We start from the raw sequence: 17178 nt of genomic DNA, 5'->3' as shown, positions 1-17178 counted from the left end.
AAGCGCACGATAAAGCCTTGAGCAAAAAAGTGACGTCACCGGATAAACGGTAAGCATAATCAAGTCACTCGAATCACACAACGGCTGCAAGCAAGAATAGTGAAGCAGTAGAGCAATTAGACACAAATCAGGCACAGAGCATGGCACGTATCTTTCAACCTAAAAAGAAAACGCAATTGAATACCCGTCACCAAGCGGTGCAAGTAGAGCGTTTGGATCACCACGGCGCAGGCATTGCTTACCTTAAGAAGAAACCATTATTTATTGATGGTGCCCTACCGGGTGAGGAAGTGGTAACCCAATTGGTGGAAGAAAAGAGCAAGTTCGCTCGCGGTAAGTTGATTAAAATCCTTAAACCGAGTGAAGCTCGCGTGGAGCCATTTTGTCCCCATTACCATGAGTGTGGTGGCTGTGATCTGCAGCATTTGAACTATGACCAACAATTGACGCACAAGCAGCAAACGCTTCGCCAGTTGATGAGAAAATTTGCCGGCAGTGATATCGAGTTGGATGCGCCTGTGTTGGGTGAGTCTCTTGGCTACCGTCGTCGTGCTCGTGTGAGCTTGTTCGTAGATAAAAAGACTCGTCAGTTGCACTTTGGTTTCCGTAAAAAGCAGAGTAAGCAAATTGCACAAGTGACGGATTGTCCTGTGCTCGCCCCTGAGTTGAATATGCTATTGCCAGAAATCTACTCGACGTTAAAAGTGTTTAAGAAGCCAGAGCAACTTGGTCACGTAGAGTTGGTGCTAGGCGACAAAGGTCCATGCATCACATTGCGTCATCTGAGCAAACTGACGGAAAAAGAAACCAGCTCGTTGGTGGAATTAGCGAAGCGTCACAATGCATCGCTCTACTTGATGCCAGAAACCGATCAGCTTGATTTGATTGAAGGTGAAGTGCCTTTCTATCAAGAAGCGGGTGTCACCGTGCCATTTACGCCAAATAACTTTATTCAAGTGAACCAAGCGGTAAACCAGAAAATGGTTGCTCAGGCAGTGGAGTGGTTAGACCCACAAAGTGACGAGCGAGTGTTAGATTTGTTCTGTGGTTTAGGTAACTTCAGTTTGCCTATCGCGAAACGTGCAAAACACGTGGTTGGCGTAGAAGGTGTGGCAGAAATGGTGGAAAAGGCAGCAAACAATGCATCTTTGAACCAAATCAATAACGCTCGATTTTATCACGCTAACCTTGAGCAAGATTTTGAAGGGCAAGTTTGGGCGGCTGAACAATTCGACAAAGTGCTGCTCGATCCAGCACGTGCGGGTGCGAGTGGGATCATTGATCAAGTTTCTGTGCTTGGCGCACGCCGTATAGTTTATGTTTCTTGTAATCCTGCTACCCTTGCAAGGGATAGCCAGAGCTTGCTGGAGCAAGGCTACCAATTAACCAAATTAGGTATGCTGGACATGTTCCCTCATACCAGCCATCTAGAGTCGATGGCACTGTTTGAAAAGTCCTGATAATTGGGACTTTATTGATCACTTACTCGTGGAGGGTGGTCAATAAGCCAACGCTTAAAGCTTGGCACAAGAACTAACCTGGATGGTGTTAGTCAAACCACACAAATATAATAATTAGGATGATGAGATGGTTGCGGTAAGAAGCGCGCATTTAAACCAAGATGAACAGTTTGAACTTGAAAACTGGGTGGCTAGCCTAGTTCAAGAGAAGAACACAGCGAAACGCTTAACCGAAGTGTATCGTGACTGCCAATCTGTATTGGCGGATAACGAGCAGGCGGAGCTTTTGTTGTGGCGTGGACGAGAGATGATCGAAATCTTGATCACCTTGTCGATGGATAAAGCGACACTCGTCGCTGCGCAGCTGTTCCCTTTGGTCTCAAGTGGTGCTTTTGATAGAGAACTCCTTGAGGAAAAATACAGCAAAGAAATCATTAAGCTGATCGATGGCGTCGACGAAATGGCGGCAATCGGCCAGTTGAATGTAACAATGGATGGTGGAGCTGCCTCGTCTCAAGTCGATAACGTTCGTCGCATGCTGTTGGCAATGGTGGATGATTTCCGTTGCGTGGTTATCAAGCTGGCAGAACGTATCTGTAACCTGATTGAAGTAAAAAAAGCGCCGGACGAAGTTCGTCGTGCAGCGGCAAAAGAGTGTGCAAATATCTACGCGCCTCTGGCAAACCGCCTTGGCATTGGTCAGTTGAAATGGGAAATCGAAGATTACGCTTTCCGCTACCAACAGCCAGAAACCTACAAGCAAATCGCGAAGCAATTGGCTGAGCGTCGTATTGTCCGTGAACAGTACATCAAAGACTTTGTCGATGACCTCACACAAGAAATGACGGTATGCGGCATCAACGCAGAAGTCAGTGGTCGTCCAAAGCACATCTACAGTATCTGGCGCAAAATGCAGAAGAAGAGTCTGGCGTTTGATGAATTGTTTGACGTACGTGCGGTACGTATCATCGCTGACAAACTTCAAGACTGTTATGCCGCTCTGGGTGTGGTTCACACCAAATACAAACACTTACCAAGCGAGTTCGACGATTACGTAGCAAACCCGAAACCAAACGGTTACCAGTCTATCCATACCGTGATTCTTGGCCCTGAAGGTAAGACTATCGAGATCCAGATTCGTACTAAAGAAATGCACGAAGATTCTGAGCTCGGTGTTGCCGCGCACTGGAAATACAAAGAAGGCGCAAGCAGCCGCAGCGGTTACGATGAGAAGATCACGTGGCTACGTAAGCTACTCGATTGGCAAGAAGAGATGTCCGACTCTGGTGAGATGCTGGATGAGCTACGTAGTCAGGTATTTGATGACCGCGTGTATGCCTTTACCCCACGTGGCGATGTTGTCGACCTACCAATGGGCGCAACCCCGCTCGATTTCGCTTACCACATTCACTCAGAAGTGGGTCACCGTTGTATCGGTGCCAAAGTGGCGGGTCGTATCGTTCCGTTCACTCATAAACTGCAAATGGGCGATCAGGTTGAAATCATCACTCAGAAAGAGCCAAACCCTTCACGTGATTGGTTGAACCCGACGCTGGGCTTTGTGACGTCGAGCCGAGCACGTGCGAAGATCAACGCATGGTTCCGCAAACAAAGTCGTGAGAAGAACTTAGAAGCGGGTCGTGAAATCCTAGAACACGAATTGGCGAAAATTGGCGCGACATTGAAAGACGCAGACCAGTACGCGCTGAAACGCTTTAACGTCAACAGCGCCGATGAGTTGTATGTTGGTATTGGTAGTGGTGACTTGCGCATCAACCAGATCATCAACCACATCAACGCGTTGGTAAACAAACCAACCGCGGAAGAGGAAGACCAGCAAGCGCTAGAAAAACTGCAAGAAGCAGAAAATCGCGCGCCAGCGCAAAGCCGTCCGAAGAAAGATGCGGTTGTGGTAGAAGGTGTCGATAACTTAATGACGCACCTAGCGCGCTGTTGTCAGCCGATCCCAGGTGATGAGATCTCAGGTTACATCACTCAAGGTCGTGGTATTTCGGTGCACCGTAGTGACTGTGAGCAACTAGAAGAACTTCGTCATCACGCACCAGAACGTATCATTGATACCGTTTGGGGTAGCGGCTTTGTCGGTTCTTACATCTTGACGGTTCGTGTTGAAGCGATGGAACGTGGTGGTCTACTGAAAGACATCACAACGCTATTTGCGAACGAGAAAATTAAAGTCACCAGCATGAAGAGCCGTGTCGATTACCGCACGCAAATGTCGATCATGGACTTTGATCTTGAAGTGACCAACCTTGAAGTGTTCTCACGCGTCTCGAAACGTGTTGAGCAGATTAAGGATGTAATGTCGGTGAAGCGCTTAGGCTAAAATTCTCGTCATACTTGAAGCTGATAGCGTTGTTGCCTACGCTCACTCCGGAGTGCCGGCCCAGGCTCATCACATAGGCAGGCTATGTGATGGAGTCCGCTCGCTTGCCGCCTAGCTACAGCTTCAATTATTTAGAGAATTGATCAACATATAACAAAGGTGAGTGGTTTTGGCTACTCACCTTTTTCTTTAGATAGAAAGTTTTAAAGGAACAGAGAATGAGTCATCCAATTGAACAGTTAGAACAAATCATGTCGAAGCTGCGTGACCCAGAAAGCGGTTGCCCTTGGGATTTAAAGCAGACCTTCGACACCATTGTTCCGCACACTATCGAAGAAACCTACGAAGTGGTGGATGCGATTCAAAACCGTGATTGGCCTAACTTGCAAGAAGAGTTGGGTGACTTATTGTTCCAAGTGATTTTCTACAGCCAAATGGCGAAAGAGCAGGGATTGTTTGAGTTTTCTGATGTGGTGGAAACCGTTAACGAGAAGCTGACGCGTCGCCATCCTCATGTTTTTTCAGAAGTAGAGTTCGATTCTGAAGAAGCGATTAACGCAAACTGGGAAGCGGAAAAAGCGAAAGAGAAAGCACAAGTAGGCAAAGCTGAAGAAAGTATTCTAGACTCAATACCAAACTCTCTACCTGCGCTTTCGCGTGCTACAAAGATCCAGAAAAAGTGCGCAAAATTTGGCTTCGATTGGGATTCGCTTGGCCCGGTTGTAGGCAAAGTGCAGGAAGAAATTGAAGAGGTAATGGAAGAAGCGCTTCAAATTAGGCCGGATGAGGAAAAAGTCGAACTTGAATTAGGCGATCTTTTATTTGCTACCGTGAACCTGTCGCGTCACTTAGGGAAAGACCCAGAAGTAGCACTGGCAAAAGCCAACTTAAAGTTCTCGAAACGCTTTAAAGGCGTGGAAACTAAAGTTTCAGCGCACGGTAAGCAGCTCACAGACTTTACTCTAGATGAACTCGATTCCATGTGGGATGAGGTGAAACGGGAAGAGCGAAGCTGAAATTGCATGAATACTCGAATTTGATTTGAAGCAAAAAATAAAAAATTACGGTGTGATAGATTTCACGTTGTGGCGGTTAGGAGCTTCTGGTATATTTACGTCCCGTCCAGAAGCACTCCATTTCCCTCATTCAACCAATTTCAGGTTAAACATGACGACAAATTACATTTTTGTTACTGGCGGGGTTGTATCCTCTCTAGGTAAAGGTATTGCAGCAGCATCTCTTGCCGCTATTCTAGAAGCTCGTGGTCTTAAAGTGACTATGATGAAGCTTGACCCTTACATCAACGTTGATCCAGGCACAATGAGCCCAACTCAACACGGTGAAGTGTTCGTTACGGAAGATGGCGCAGAGACTGACCTTGACCTTGGTCACTACGAGCGTTTCATCCGCACCAAGATGACTAAGCGTAACAACTTCACTGCTGGTCGTGTTTATGCAGACGTACTACGTAAAGAACGTCGCGGTGATTACCTAGGTGCAACCATTCAGGTTATCCCTCACATCACTAATGCTATCAAAGACCGCGTAATCGCAGGTTCTGAAGGCCATGATGTTGCTATCGTTGAAGTCGGTGGTACGGTAGGTGATATCGAATCACTACCATTTATGGAAGCTATCCGTCAGCTTGCTGTAGAACTAGGCCGTGAACGCGCAATGTTCATGCACCTAACGCTAGTTCCTTACCTAGCAGCTGCAGGTGAAGTGAAAACTAAGCCAACTCAGCACTCTGTTAAAGAGCTGCTTTCTATCGGTATCCAACCAGATATTCTAGTTTGTCGCTCTGATCGTATGATCCCAGCGAACGAGCGTAAGAAAATTGCTCTTTTCTGTAACGTACAAGAAAAAGCAGTTATCTCAATGAAGGACGTAGATTCTATCTACAAGATCCCTCAACTTGTTAAGTCTCAAGGTCTAGATGACCTAGTTTGTGCTCGCTTTGGTATCAACGCACCAGAAGCTGACCTGTCTGAATGGGAACAGGTTATCTACGAAGAAGCGAACCCAACTGGTGAAGTAACTATCGGTATGGTCGGTAAATACATCGAACTACCAGATGCTTACAAGTCAGTAAACGAAGCACTTAAACACGCAGGCTTGAAAAACCGTCTAAACGTCACAATTAGATACGTAGACTCTCAAGATGTTGAGACGAAAGGCGTAGAAGTACTTGAAGGTCTAGATGCAATCCTAGTACCTGGCGGCTTCGGTGACCGTGGTATCGAAGGTAAGATTCGCGCAGCACAATACGCTCGTGAAAACAAAGTACCTTACCTAGGTATCTGTCTAGGCATGCAAGTAGCACTGATCGAATACGCGCGTAACGTAGCGGGTATGGAAGGTGCACATTCAACAGAATTTAACAAAGACACTAAGTACCCTGTGGTAGGTTTGATCACTGAATGGGTAGACGGCGAAGGTAAAGTTGAAGAACGTACTGAAACGTCTGACCTAGGTGGTACGATGCGTCTTGGTTCACAGCTATGTCACCTAGAAAAAGGTACGAAAGCTCGTGAACTATACGGCAACGCGACAATTCATGAGCGTCACCGTCACCGTTACGAAGTAAACAACAATCTTCGTCCGCAAATCGAAAAAGCAGGTCTGAAAGTATCTGGCCTATCAGCGGATAAGAAACTAGTGGAAATGATTGAGAACCCAGCTCACCCATGGTTTGTAGCGGCTCAATTCCACCCAGAATTCACCTCGACGCCTCGCGATGGTCACCCACTATTCGCAGGTTTCGTTAAAGCTGCTGGCCAAAACGCTCGCGGCGAATTCGAGAAGTAAAAGGATACGGGCAGCGGCGAAGGTTGTGCTGCTGCCCTTTAAAATTGACATTTATATTTGAAACGAGAGGAAACATTAATGTCTAAGATCGTTAAAGTTCTAGGTCGTGAAATCATCGACTCACGTGGTAACCCAACTGTAGAAGCTGAAGTACACCTAGAAGGCGGTTTCGTAGGTATGGCAGCAGCTCCATCTGGCGCATCTACTGGTTCTCGCGAAGCTCTTGAGCTACGTGACGGTGACAAAGCACGTTTCCTAGGTAAAGGTGTTCTTAAAGCTGTTGAAGCTGTAAACGGCGCAATCGCTGAAGCTCTAGTTGGCAAAGACGCTAAAGACCAAGCTGCAATCGACGCAGTAATGATCGAACTAGACGGCACTGAAAACAAATCTAAGTTCGGTGCGAACGCTATCCTAGCTGTTTCTCTAGCAAACGCTAAAGCTGCTGCAGCAGCTAAAGGCATGCCTTTATACGAGCACATCGCTGAGCTAAACGGCACAGCTGGTCAGTTCTCTATGCCTCTACCAATGATGAACATCATCAACGGTGGTGAGCACGCAGACAACAACGTTGACATCCAAGAGTTCATGATCCAACCAGTTGGCGCTAAGACTCTTAAAGAAGGTCTACGTATCGGTGCAGAAGTATTCCACAACCTAGCTAAAGTTCTTAAGTCTAAAGGCTACAGCACTGCAGTTGGTGACGAAGGTGGTTTCGCTCCAAACCTTAAGTCTAACGCTGAAGCTCTAGAAGTTATCGCAGAAGCTGTTGCAGCTGCTGGTTACGAACTAGGTAAAGACGTTACTCTAGCTATGGACTGTGCAGCATCTGAGTTCTTCGACAAAGAAGCTGGCATCTACAACATGAAAGGCGAAGGTAAAACTTTCACTTCTGAAGAGTTCAACCACTACCTAGCTGAGCTAGCTAACCAATTCCCAATCGTTTCTATCGAAGACGGTCTAGACGAGTCTGATTGGGCTGGCTTCAAGCACCAAACTGAACTACTAGGTGACAAGCTTCAACTAGTAGGTGACGATCTATTCGTTACTAACACTAAGATCCTTGCTGAAGGTATCGAGAAAGGCGTAGCTAACTCTATCCTTATCAAGTTCAACCAAATCGGTTCTCTAACTGAGACTCTAGCTGCAATCAAGATGGCTAAAGACGCAGGTTACACAGCAGTAATCTCTCACCGTTCTGGCGAAACTGAAGATGCAACTATCGCTGATCTAGCGGTAGGTACAGCTGCAGGTCAAATCAAGACTGGTTCTATGAGCCGTTCTGACCGTGTTGCTAAGTACAACCAACTTATCCGTATCGAGGAAGCTCTAGGTGAGCGCGCTCCTTTCAACGGTCTTAAAGAAGTTAAAGGTCAAGCTTAATTCTTAACTGAATTAACAGCTTAACTTAAAGCTTTTGAAAACGCCTCGCACTTGCGGGGCGTTTTTTGTATCTGACATATGAGAACGGGCTTCGCCCTTTAGGAACGCTTCGCTTCGAGAGGTGAGATCGGGCTTCGCCCTTCGGTAACGCTTCGCTTCGAGAGGTGAGATCGGGCTTCGCCCTCCGGTAACGCTTCGCTTAGATAGATGGGGGCTAACTTTGCACTTTGATCTCTTTCGCTCACGTTCCATTTGGCACTCTCTAGAACAACGAAGGAGAGAGTCGGGAATCTCTTTGTTTCATTTTGCTGCTTTTTTCCTGTAAGGAGCGTGTGAGTCTCTTTTTATGCCCTAGAGCCAATCACGCATTTATGCTATATATGTCACCTTATCTAATCCCTTCCGGTACAGAATGTTAGCAACGATATGCGAATCTTTGTTATAGCCCTTACGTTACTGTTTGGCTGGCTTCAATATACCCTCTGGTTTGGCAAAAACGGGGTGTCTGACTACTACACAGTAGAAGATGAAATTGAAGTGCAGCAACAAGTAAACAGCAAGCTGCAAGCTCGTAATAACGAGATGTTCGCTGAGATTGATGACTTACGACAAGGTCTTGATGCAATCGAAGAACGTGCGCGTCATGAACTTGGTTTGGTTAAAGATGGCGAAACCTTCTACCGAATTGTCGATGAGGAAGAGCATTAATATGTTGGAAACGAACACTCCAACCCATATTGCCATTGTGCCAGCAGCTGGTGTTGGCAGCCGCATGAAGGCAGATCGCCCAAAACAATACCTGTTGATTGACGGCAAGGCGGTACTGGAACATACCGTAGAGAAACTGCTTTCTCACCCAAAAATTTCTAAGGTTGTCGTGGCTATTACCGACGGCGACCCATACTACCCTGAACTGTCCATTGCTCAACATCCTGATGTGATTCGTGTGGCTGGTGGCAAAGAAAGGGCAGGCTCTGTGTTATCAGGGCTAAACTATGTAAGTACACATCTGGAAAGCGAGTGGGTATTAGTCCACGACGCGGCAAGACCGTGTGTATTAACATCTGACATTGACCATTTGATTGATGTTTGCTGCGCTCATCCTACGGGTGGCATTCTCGCTTCTCCAGTAAGAGACACGATGAAGCGAGCAAACGTGGCACAAGATATCGTTCATACGGTAGATAGAGAAGCATTGTGGCATGCATTAACTCCACAAATGTTTAAAACTCAGCAGCTTACTCAAGCACTGGCTGACGCATTAGAACAAGGTGCCACCATTACTGATGAAGCTTCGGCTTTGGAATGGTTAGGCGAAAAGCCGGCCTTGGTTCAAGGGAATGCGAACAATATTAAAATTACTCAGCCAGAAGATCTTGCGTTAGCCGAGTTTTATCTCAGCCGTGAGCGCGGCGAATAAAGAAAGGATAAAAAATGATTCGAATTGGTCATGGTTTCGACGTACATAAATTCGGTGGTGAAGGTCCGGTAATTATTGGTGGTGTAGCGATCCCTTACGAACAAGGTTTGATTGCACACTCAGATGGTGATGTAGCGCTGCATGCGTTAACGGATGCCCTGCTTGGCGCGATTGCTGCGGGCGACATTGGTCGTCACTTCCCAGATACGGATGACAAATGGAAAGGCGCAGATAGTCGTGAACTACTGAAAGACGTTTACCGTCGAGTCAAAGAGCAAGGCTACCGTCTTGGTAATGCAGATGTCACTATCATGGCTCAAGCACCGAAGATGGCACCGCACATTGACGCAATGTGTGCTGCCATTGCCGAAGACCTCGAAACCGACATTAGCAACATTAACGTAAAAGCAACGACGACAGAACGTCTTGGTTTTACTGGACGCAAAGAAGGCATTGCAACGGAAGCAGTTGTACTTCTGTTTAAGCAATAATTAGCAATTTGCTCCTCTAAGCTGTGATATCAGCGGAAATACATCATGTCAGACATTTTATCTTCATTGGCTTACCTAACAGGTAAGCCAGTTGCATCTGCAAAAATCAAAGCGCAACCAGAGCACTTTCAGGTTCGCGAAGATTTAGGTTTTGCCTTTACAGGTGAGGGCGAGCACTTAATGGTTCGTATCCGTAAAACAGGTGAGAACACCAGTTTTGTTGCTAACGAACTAGCAAAAGCCTGTGGTGTTAAGTCGAAAGACGTTAGCTGGGCGGGCCTTAAAGACCGTCATGCTGTGACCGAACAATGGCTAAGTGTGCATTTACCAAAAGGTGAAACTCCAGATTTTTCAGCATTTTTGGCGCAACACCCAAGCATCGAAATCCTTGCAACGGATCGTCACAATAAAAAACTGTGTCCTGGGGACCTAGTAGGGAACGAGTTCGTGGTGACTTTGTCTGAAGTGACAGATGTAGCGGATGTTGAGCAACGCCTTGAAAAAGTGAAACAAGTGGGTGTGCCGAACTACTTTGGTAGTCAGCGTTTTGGTAACGATGGCAACAACCTTGAAGAAGCACGTCGATGGGGGCGCGAGAACGTTCGTACCCGTAATCAAAACAAGCGTAGCATGTACCTGTCAGCAGCTCGTTCATGGATCTTCAACCGCATTGTTTCCGCTCGCCTGGAGAATGGTGTGTTTGACAAGTTCATCGATGGTGATGTGGCACAGACAGCTTCTGGTACTCAGTTAGTTGACGCAAGCAACATGGCTGCTCTACAAGCGCAATTTGCTCAAGGCGAAGTGACGATTACTGCTGCACTGGCGGGTGATAACGCGCTACCAACTCAAGCGGATGCGCTAACCTTAGAACAACCGTTCTTAGATGAAGAAGCAGATTTGATGGCACTGATTCGTGGTAACCGCATGCGTCACGACCGCCGCGATATCGCACTCAAGCCACAAGACCTAGCTTGGACGGTCGATGGTAATAACATCACGATGACATTCTCGCTGGATGCGGGTTCATTTGCGACCTCAATCGTGCGTGAGTTGGTCATCGAAGAAAAGGTAGAAAGAGAATATTAATGGAAATGGATTCACACAACGCGAAGCCATTAAGAATACTGCTCAGCAATGATGACGGTGTTCATGCTCAGGGAATTCATGCGCTTGCTGATGAGCTAAGAAGCATTGCTGAAGTGACGATCGTTGCGCCGGATAGAAACCGCTCTGGTGCTTCTAACTCATTGACATTAGAGCAACCACTGCGTGTTACCGAGATAGCGCCGAAGACCTTCTCTGTGCAAGGTACACCTACAGACTGCGTGCACTTTGCGCTGAACGAGTTGATGAAAGATGACCTGCCAGACCTCGTGCTGTCAGGCATCAATCACGGCGCAAACCTAGGTGATGACGTGTTGTACTCCGGTACGGTGGCTGCTGCGATGGAAGGACATTTCCTGGGCGTGCAGGCGATCGCTTTTTCTCTAGTCGGTAAACAACATTTTGAATCGGCTGCTAAAATTGCTCGCCAGTTGGTTGAGCAGCATCTGATTCGCCCAATTCCAACCAACCGTCTATTGAATGTGAACGTCCCTGATCTTCCGTTTGAAGAGCTTGGTGAGATTGAAGTGACTCGCTTAGGTGCGCGTCATCACGCTGAGAATATGATCAAGCAGAAAGATCCGCGTGGACATGATATCTATTGGCTCGGTCCTCCGGGTAAAGAGCAAGATGCTGGCATCGGTACGGACTTTTATGCCATTGAACATGGCTTTGTTTCAATCACGCCACTGCAAGTCGATCTCACTGCTCATGAGTCGCTGCGCGCAATGGACAGTTGGTTAAAGGAAGAGAATTAATGACTAACCCACATGCTGACAGGTTGATAGCGTTTCTTATCTCCAGTGGCATCAGTGATCAACGAGTGTTGGATGCGATTTATCGACTGCCGCGTGAGAGCTTTGTCTCACAAGCAATGATGCACCAAGCGTACGACAACAATGCGTTGCCGATTGGTCAGGGGCAAACCATTTCTCAGCCTTACATCGTTGCAAAAATGACAGAGCTGCTCGATTTGAAATCGGACAGCAATGTTTTAGAGATTGGCACGGGCTCGGGCTACCAAACAGCAGTCCTTGCTCAAATTGTTGATCATGTCTATTCAGTTGAACGCATTAAGTCTCTGCAATGGGATGCTAAGCGTCGTCTGAAACAACTGGATATCTATAACGTCTCTACTAAACACGGAGATGGTTGGCTCGGATGGGAAGCGAAAGGCCCGTTTGATGCGATTATCGTCACTGCGGCAGCGGAAAGTGTTCCCCAAGCACTTTTATCCCAGCTGAGAGAGGGCGGTAAGATGATCATTCCTGTTGGTGAAGAAGAGCAACAACTATTAAAAATTGAACGTCAGGGTGAACAATATCTGTCGACCGTGGTAGAAATGGTAAGATTTGTGCCATTAGTTGCAGGTGATTTAGCTTAAGGGTTAAAGACTAGGTGAAGAAGTTATTACATCGTTTTGGTATTAGCTGTTTGTTGGCTGCGGGACTGGTTGGTTGCGCGGCTCACTCACCTGCACCTGTTTCTAGCTTAAACAAAGATTACTCAGCGGTTGAACGTGGCAGCTATAGAGGGAGTTATTACGAAGTAAAGAAAGGTGATACCCTTTATTTTATTGCCTACGTCACAGATAAGAATGTAAATGATCTTGTTCGTTACAATGAATTGTCTGCGCCTTACACGATTTTTCCGGGGCAGAAGCTAAAACTTTGGGCCCCGAAATATGTCGCACCTAAATATGGTCACAAAGTGGAACCCGTTGTCGCTCCGGTAGTTGCGGCGAAACCTGCTCCAGTGACTAAAACATCAACAGCGTCAAAGTCGTCAAATTCAAGTAAAAGCTCTACTCAACAGCCTAAGCCAACTACGACTCAAGTTGCACACAAACAGCCGCCAAAGAAGGTTGAACAATCCAAACCAAAGGAGTATGTTGGGTCAAAAGGTAACCAAAATGTTAAACCAAAACCACCAGTAACTACGGCGAAAAACGACAAAGTATCTAAGTGGTTATGGCCAACAAAAGGGAGAGTAATCAAGAACTTCTCAGCGGGAGAACAGGGAAATAAAGGCATCGACATCGCAGGACAGCGTGGTCAGCCTATCGTTTCAACCGCAGCCGGCACAGTTGTGTACTCAGGTAACGCGCTACGAGGTTATGGCAACCTAATTATAGTGAAGCATAACGACAATTATTTAAGCGCATACGCACACAATGACAGATTGCTGGTTTCAGAAGGACAAAGTGTTAAGAGCGGACAAAAAATTGCGACCATGGGTAGTTCAGGTTCTAAATCCGTCAAACTTCACTTTGAAATTCGCTACCAAGGTAAGTCAGTGAATCCAAAGCGCTATTTACCGTAAAACTTTGAATAACAACTTGCGACATCATTTAGCGGCATATTGAGTTGTCATGTCTTGCTAACTCGCCAGGGGGAGGCGTTATGAGTATCAGCAACACAGTAACCAAAGTTGAAGAGTTCGACTACGACAATGCACAATCGGAAGGCATTTCAAACGAACCTGCAAAAACATCTACTGGAACCAAATCAGCGGCGCGCGAAGAATTCGACGCGAGCAGCAAGAGCCTAGATGCTACTCAACTTTACTTAGGCGAAATTGGTTTTTCACCTCTACTTACGGCAGAAGAAGAAGTACTTTATGCTCGACGTGCGCTGCGTGGCGATGAAGCTGCTCGCAAACGTATGATCGAAAGTAACTTGCGTCTTGTAGTGAAGATCTCTCGTCGATACAGCAATCGTGGTCTAGCACTTCTTGATCTAATTGAAGAAGGTAATTTAGGTCTGATTCGTGCGGTAGAGAAGTTTGATCCAGAAAGAGGCTTCCGTTTCTCAACTTACGCGACGTGGTGGATTCGCCAAACGATCGAACGTGCGTTGATGAATCAAACTCGTACAATCCGTCTGCCAATTCATGTGGTTAAAGAGCTGAACATTTATCTGCGTACTGCTCGTGAACTTTCTCAGAAGCTCGACCATGAACCAACAGCAGAAGAGATTGCTGCACAGTTAGATATCCCAGTAGAAGACGTAAGCAAAATGCTTCGCCTTAATGAGCGCATTAGCTCTGTCGATACACCGATTGGTGGTGACGGCGAGAAAGCGCTACTGGATATTATTCCTGATGCCAACAACTCGGATCCGGAAGTTTCTACTCAGGACGATGACATCAAATCTTCATTGATCCATTGGTTAGAAGAGCTGAATCCAAAACAGAAAGAAGTGCTAGCGCGTCGTTTTGGTCTGCTTGGCTATGAGCCATCAACACTTGAAGAAGTGGGACGTGAGATTGGTCTAACACGCGAACGTGTTCGTCAGATCCAGGTGGAAGGTTTACGTCGACTACGCGAGATCTTGATCAAACAAGGTCTGAATATGGAAAACCTGTTCAACGTAGAATACGACTAAACAAAGACCGCTGTAGAGGCGAATTCAGAATAAACAAAAGGCTATGGGTGACCATAGCCTTTTTGCGTTTTACAGGATCACTTCAGAAACTAGAGCATCTTCTTCAAGCGGTAAAGTTCTTCCAATGCCTGACGCGGTGTTAGATCATCAGGATCGATGTTCGACAATGCTTGTTCAACATCACTAGGTTCAGGAATTAGGCTGAGTTGATTTGCCACATCGACGGTACTAGGACGAGCTGAATCATTGCCTTGACCTAATTGCTCAAGTTGCGACAGCTTGTTACGCGCATTCTTAATCACTGGTTTTGGAACACCCGCTAAACCAGCAACCGCTAGACCGTAAGATTTGCTTGCCGCGCCTTCTTGAACTGCGTGCATAAAGGCAATGCTGTCTCCGTGTTCTACCGCATCAAGGTGAACGTTGGCTAAGTTTGGCAGTAGGTTTGGTAGCTCAGTCAGTTCGAAGTAGTGGGTTGCGAACAGCGTCATAGCGCCAATTTGAGTTGCAAGCCATTCAGCACTTGCCCATGCCAAAGAAAGACCATCGTAAGTACTGGTTCCGCGACCGATCTCATCCATTAGCACCAAGCTGTTCTTAGTTGCGTTGTGAAGAATGTTGGCTGTTTCAGTCATTTCTACCATGAAGGTTGAGCGACCAGAGGCCAAATCATCAGACGCACCGATACGAGTAAAGATACGATCCAAAGAGCCGATATGAGCCGATTCTGCAGGTACGTATGAACCAATGTGAGCCATCAAAGCAATCAACGCGGTTTGGCGCATATAGGTCGATTTACCACCCATGTTTGGACCAGTGATGATCAGCATTTTACGGTTTGAACTAAGCTCAATCGGGTTGGCAATAAATGGTTCGCTAGTCACTTGTTCAACGACAGGGTGACGGCCGGCTTGAATGCTGATGCCCGCTTCTTTATCCAAAGTTGGGCGGCAGTAATCAAGTGAATCTGCACGCTCGGCTAGGTTTTGTAGTACGTCTAACTGAGAAATCGCTGAAGCAAGGTTTTGCATCTTCTCAAGGTTTGGCATCAACAAATCAAACAGCTCTTCCCACAGTTTTTTCTCTACTGCTAGCGCTTTTGATTTAGAGTTCAGCACCTTGTCTTCGTGCTCTTTCAACTCAGGAATGATGTAGCGTTCTGCGTTTTTCAGCGTTTGGCGACGTACATAGTGTGGTGGAACCAAGTGGCTTTGACCACGACTAACCTGAATGAAGAAACCGTGTACAGCGTTGTAGCCAACTTTTAGGGTGTCGATACCATGACGTTCGCGTTCGTCAGCTTCGAGTTTTTCTAGATACTCGGTTGCACCGTCTGCAAGTTTGCGCCATTCATCAAGCTCAGCATTGTAGCCCTCTGCAATCACGCCACCTTCACGAATAACCACTGGCGGGTTTTCTTTGATTGCACGCTCGAGTAAATCACATACCACATCTAATGGCGCAGCAAACTGAGCCAGCTTTTTAAGGTATGGGTGAGCTAGAGAAGAAGTCACAGCTTCCAACTCTGGCAGTTGCTGCATCGCATGGCGCAGACGAGCCATATCGCGCGGACGTGCCGAGCGAAGTGCCAAACGAGCAAGGATACGTTCAATATCACCTATTTGTTTGAAGATTGGTTGAATGTCGGTGAACAAGCTTTGATCTTTGATTTCACCAATCGCATCAAGACGGTTGTTAAGGGTATCAACACAGCGCATTGGCTGGTGCAACCAACGTTTTAGCATACGGCTGCCCATTGGGGTCGCACAGTGATCGAGCACTTCAGCTAGCGTGTTATCAGTGCCGCCTGATAGGTTTTGCGTCAGCTCTAAGTTGCGACGTGTAGCAGCATCAAGAATGACTGAGTGATCTTGGCGATCAAACGTCAATGAACGAATGTGCGGTAGGGCAGTACGCTGAGTATCTTTTACGTATTGGATCAAACAACCCGCAGCACACAGACCGAGTGAAGCATGCTCAACCCCAAAGCCTACCAAATCGCGCGTACCAAATTGTTGGTTCAATTGCTGTTTAGCGGTATCTAGCTCGAACTCCCAGATTGGGCGACGACGGTTACCGTTGCGGTTCGACATCAAATGTACGGGTTCAAAATCTTCTGGGAAGAGTAACTCACGAGGTGCGGTGCGTTGCAGCTCAGCGGCCATCGCTTCTTCGGTTTCCGACTCGACTAGTTGGAAACGACCCGAAGTTACATCCAATGTCGCGTAACCGAATTTACCGTTGTGATGGTAAATCGATGCAATCAGGTTATCGATACGCTCAGATAGTAGAGCTTCGTCTGTCACCGTACCAGGGGTGACGATACGCACTACTTTACGCTCAACTGGACCTTTGCTTGTCGCTGGATCGCCAATCTGTTCACAGATCGCAACAGACTCACCTAGTTGAACAAGTTTAGCCAGATAACCTTCTACCGCATGGAATGGAACACCAGCCATCGGGATAGGTTCACCTGCCGATGCACCACGTTTGGTCAACGAAATATCAAGCAATTGAGATGCGCGTTTAGCATCGTCGTAGAAGAGTTCGTAGAAGTCGCCCATGCGGTAAAACAGCAAGATTTCTGGGTTCTCAGCCTTTAGCTTGAGATATTGCTGCATCATAGGGGTATGCGTTTGGCTTAAATCTTTGTTTTTTGTGGTGTTTTTTTTCATTTAATTCTATCTTTTCAATAAGTTATGAAAATTATGAAGATCCCATTAAATCCCACTAGATTTCAAAGAATTCCACCTAAGCGCAGCAATTAGTGTAGGTAAAA

The 17178-nt window shown here is 46.7% G+C and carries 14 protein-coding genes; 13 read left to right on the top strand and 1 reads right to left on the bottom strand.

Annotated features, from left to right (window positions below):
* Positions 1–140: 140 nt before the first annotated feature.
* From rlmD to rpoS, 13 genes are all read left to right on the top strand, one after another.
* Positions 141–1460, top strand: a complete 1320-nt coding sequence (rlmD, locus tag KIV40_RS01385; RefSeq protein ID WP_285347773.1) for a 23S rRNA (uracil(1939)-C(5))-methyltransferase RlmD — start codon at positions 141–143, stop codon at positions 1458–1460.
* A gap of 127 nt (positions 1461–1587) precedes the next feature.
* Positions 1588–3807 carry a GTP diphosphokinase gene (gene relA / locus KIV40_RS01380; RefSeq protein WP_285347772.1) on the top strand — a complete coding sequence of 740 codons (2220 nt, stop codon included), beginning with the start codon at positions 1588–1590 and terminating at the stop codon, positions 3805–3807.
* A gap of 218 nt (positions 3808–4025) precedes the next feature.
* A complete protein-coding gene (gene mazG / locus KIV40_RS01375; protein WP_285347771.1) occupies positions 4026–4823 on the top strand; it encodes a nucleoside triphosphate pyrophosphohydrolase in 798 nt (265 codons plus the stop codon).
* Positions 4824–4974: 151 nt separating this feature from the next.
* The gene (locus tag KIV40_RS01370; protein ID WP_285347770.1) at positions 4975–6615 is read left to right on the top strand and encodes a CTP synthase; all 1641 of its coding nucleotides are present in this window, start codon (positions 4975–4977) and stop codon (positions 6613–6615) included.
* 78 nt (positions 6616–6693) lie between these two features.
* Positions 6694–7995, top strand: coding sequence for a phosphopyruvate hydratase (gene eno / locus KIV40_RS01365; RefSeq protein WP_005425372.1), 1302 nt, complete (start codon positions 6694–6696; stop codon positions 7993–7995).
* Positions 7996–8421: 426 nt separating this feature from the next.
* Positions 8422–8703 carry a cell division protein FtsB gene (ftsB, locus tag KIV40_RS01360; protein WP_005452106.1) on the top strand — a complete coding sequence of 94 codons (282 nt, stop codon included), beginning with the start codon at positions 8422–8424 and terminating at the stop codon, positions 8701–8703.
* Between the two features lies 1 nt (position 8704).
* On the top strand, positions 8705–9415 hold the full coding sequence (gene ispD / locus KIV40_RS01355; protein ID WP_285347769.1) for a 2-C-methyl-D-erythritol 4-phosphate cytidylyltransferase: 711 nt from the start codon (positions 8705–8707) through the stop codon (positions 9413–9415).
* 14 nt (positions 9416–9429) lie between these two features.
* Positions 9430–9906, top strand: a complete 477-nt coding sequence (ispF, locus tag KIV40_RS01350; RefSeq protein WP_005425365.1) for a 2-C-methyl-D-erythritol 2,4-cyclodiphosphate synthase — start codon at positions 9430–9432, stop codon at positions 9904–9906.
* Positions 9907–9951: 45 nt separating this feature from the next.
* Positions 9952–10995, top strand: coding sequence for a tRNA pseudouridine(13) synthase TruD (gene truD, locus KIV40_RS01345; RefSeq protein ID WP_285347768.1), 1044 nt, complete (start codon positions 9952–9954; stop codon positions 10993–10995).
* Positions 10995–11771, top strand: a complete 777-nt coding sequence (gene surE, locus KIV40_RS01340) for a 5'/3'-nucleotidase SurE (RefSeq protein WP_005531673.1) — start codon at positions 10995–10997, stop codon at positions 11769–11771. Before truD ends, surE begins: the two co-directional genes overlap by 1 nt.
* Positions 11771–12397: a protein-L-isoaspartate(D-aspartate) O-methyltransferase gene (locus tag KIV40_RS01335; RefSeq protein ID WP_134976379.1), complete on the top strand. Its 627-nt coding sequence runs from the start codon at positions 11771–11773 to the stop codon at positions 12395–12397. Before surE ends, KIV40_RS01335 begins: the two co-directional genes overlap by 1 nt.
* 14 nt (positions 12398–12411) lie before the next feature.
* Complete coding sequence (locus KIV40_RS01330; protein ID WP_285347767.1) at positions 12412–13335, top strand: peptidoglycan DD-metalloendopeptidase family protein; 924 nt, start codon at positions 12412–12414, stop codon at positions 13333–13335.
* 80 nt (positions 13336–13415) lie between these two features.
* Positions 13416–14399 (top strand): RNA polymerase sigma factor RpoS, encoded by a 984-nt coding sequence (gene rpoS, locus KIV40_RS01325; protein ID WP_285347766.1) that lies wholly within the window; start codon positions 13416–13418, stop codon positions 14397–14399.
* 89 nt (positions 14400–14488) lie between these two features.
* Here rpoS and mutS read toward each other — a convergent pair whose 3' ends face one another.
* Positions 14489–17074: a DNA mismatch repair protein MutS gene (mutS, locus tag KIV40_RS01320; RefSeq protein WP_285347765.1), complete on the bottom strand. Its 2586-nt coding sequence runs from the start codon at positions 17072–17074 to the stop codon at positions 14489–14491.
* Positions 17075–17178: the final 104 nt, after the last annotated feature.

The organism is Vibrio sp. D173a (assembly GCF_030248475.1).
Note: the sequence above shows the minus strand (reverse complement) of the source record. Positions and strands in the feature narration are given on the sequence as shown.

Excerpts from the sequence above, each read along its gene's own strand:
- KIV40_RS01335 (WP_134976379.1), top strand. The coding sequence starts at position 11,771 with ATGACTAACCCACATGCTGACAGGTTGATAGCGTTTCTTATCTCCAGT.
- KIV40_RS01370 (WP_285347770.1), top strand. The coding sequence starts at position 4,975 with ATGACGACAAATTACATTTTTGTTACTGGCGGGGTTGTATCCTCTCTA.
- ispF (WP_005425365.1), top strand. The coding sequence starts at position 9,430 with ATGATTCGAATTGGTCATGGTTTCGACGTACATAAATTCGGTGGTGAA.
- mutS (WP_285347765.1), bottom strand. The coding sequence starts at position 17,074 with ATGAAAAAAAACACCACAAAAAACAAAGATTTAAGCCAAACGCATACC.
- rpoS (WP_285347766.1), top strand. The coding sequence starts at position 13,416 with ATGAGTATCAGCAACACAGTAACCAAAGTTGAAGAGTTCGACTACGAC.
- ftsB (WP_005452106.1), top strand. The coding sequence starts at position 8,422 with ATGCGAATCTTTGTTATAGCCCTTACGTTACTGTTTGGCTGGCTTCAA.
- surE (WP_005531673.1), top strand. The coding sequence starts at position 10,995 with ATGGAAATGGATTCACACAACGCGAAGCCATTAAGAATACTGCTCAGC.
- ispD (WP_285347769.1), top strand. The coding sequence starts at position 8,705 with ATGTTGGAAACGAACACTCCAACCCATATTGCCATTGTGCCAGCAGCT.
- eno (WP_005425372.1), top strand. The coding sequence starts at position 6,694 with ATGTCTAAGATCGTTAAAGTTCTAGGTCGTGAAATCATCGACTCACGT.
- relA (WP_285347772.1), top strand. The coding sequence starts at position 1,588 with ATGGTTGCGGTAAGAAGCGCGCATTTAAACCAAGATGAACAGTTTGAA.
- rlmD (WP_285347773.1), top strand. The coding sequence starts at position 141 with ATGGCACGTATCTTTCAACCTAAAAAGAAAACGCAATTGAATACCCGT.
- truD (WP_285347768.1), top strand. The coding sequence starts at position 9,952 with ATGTCAGACATTTTATCTTCATTGGCTTACCTAACAGGTAAGCCAGTT.
- mazG (WP_285347771.1), top strand. The coding sequence starts at position 4,026 with ATGAGTCATCCAATTGAACAGTTAGAACAAATCATGTCGAAGCTGCGT.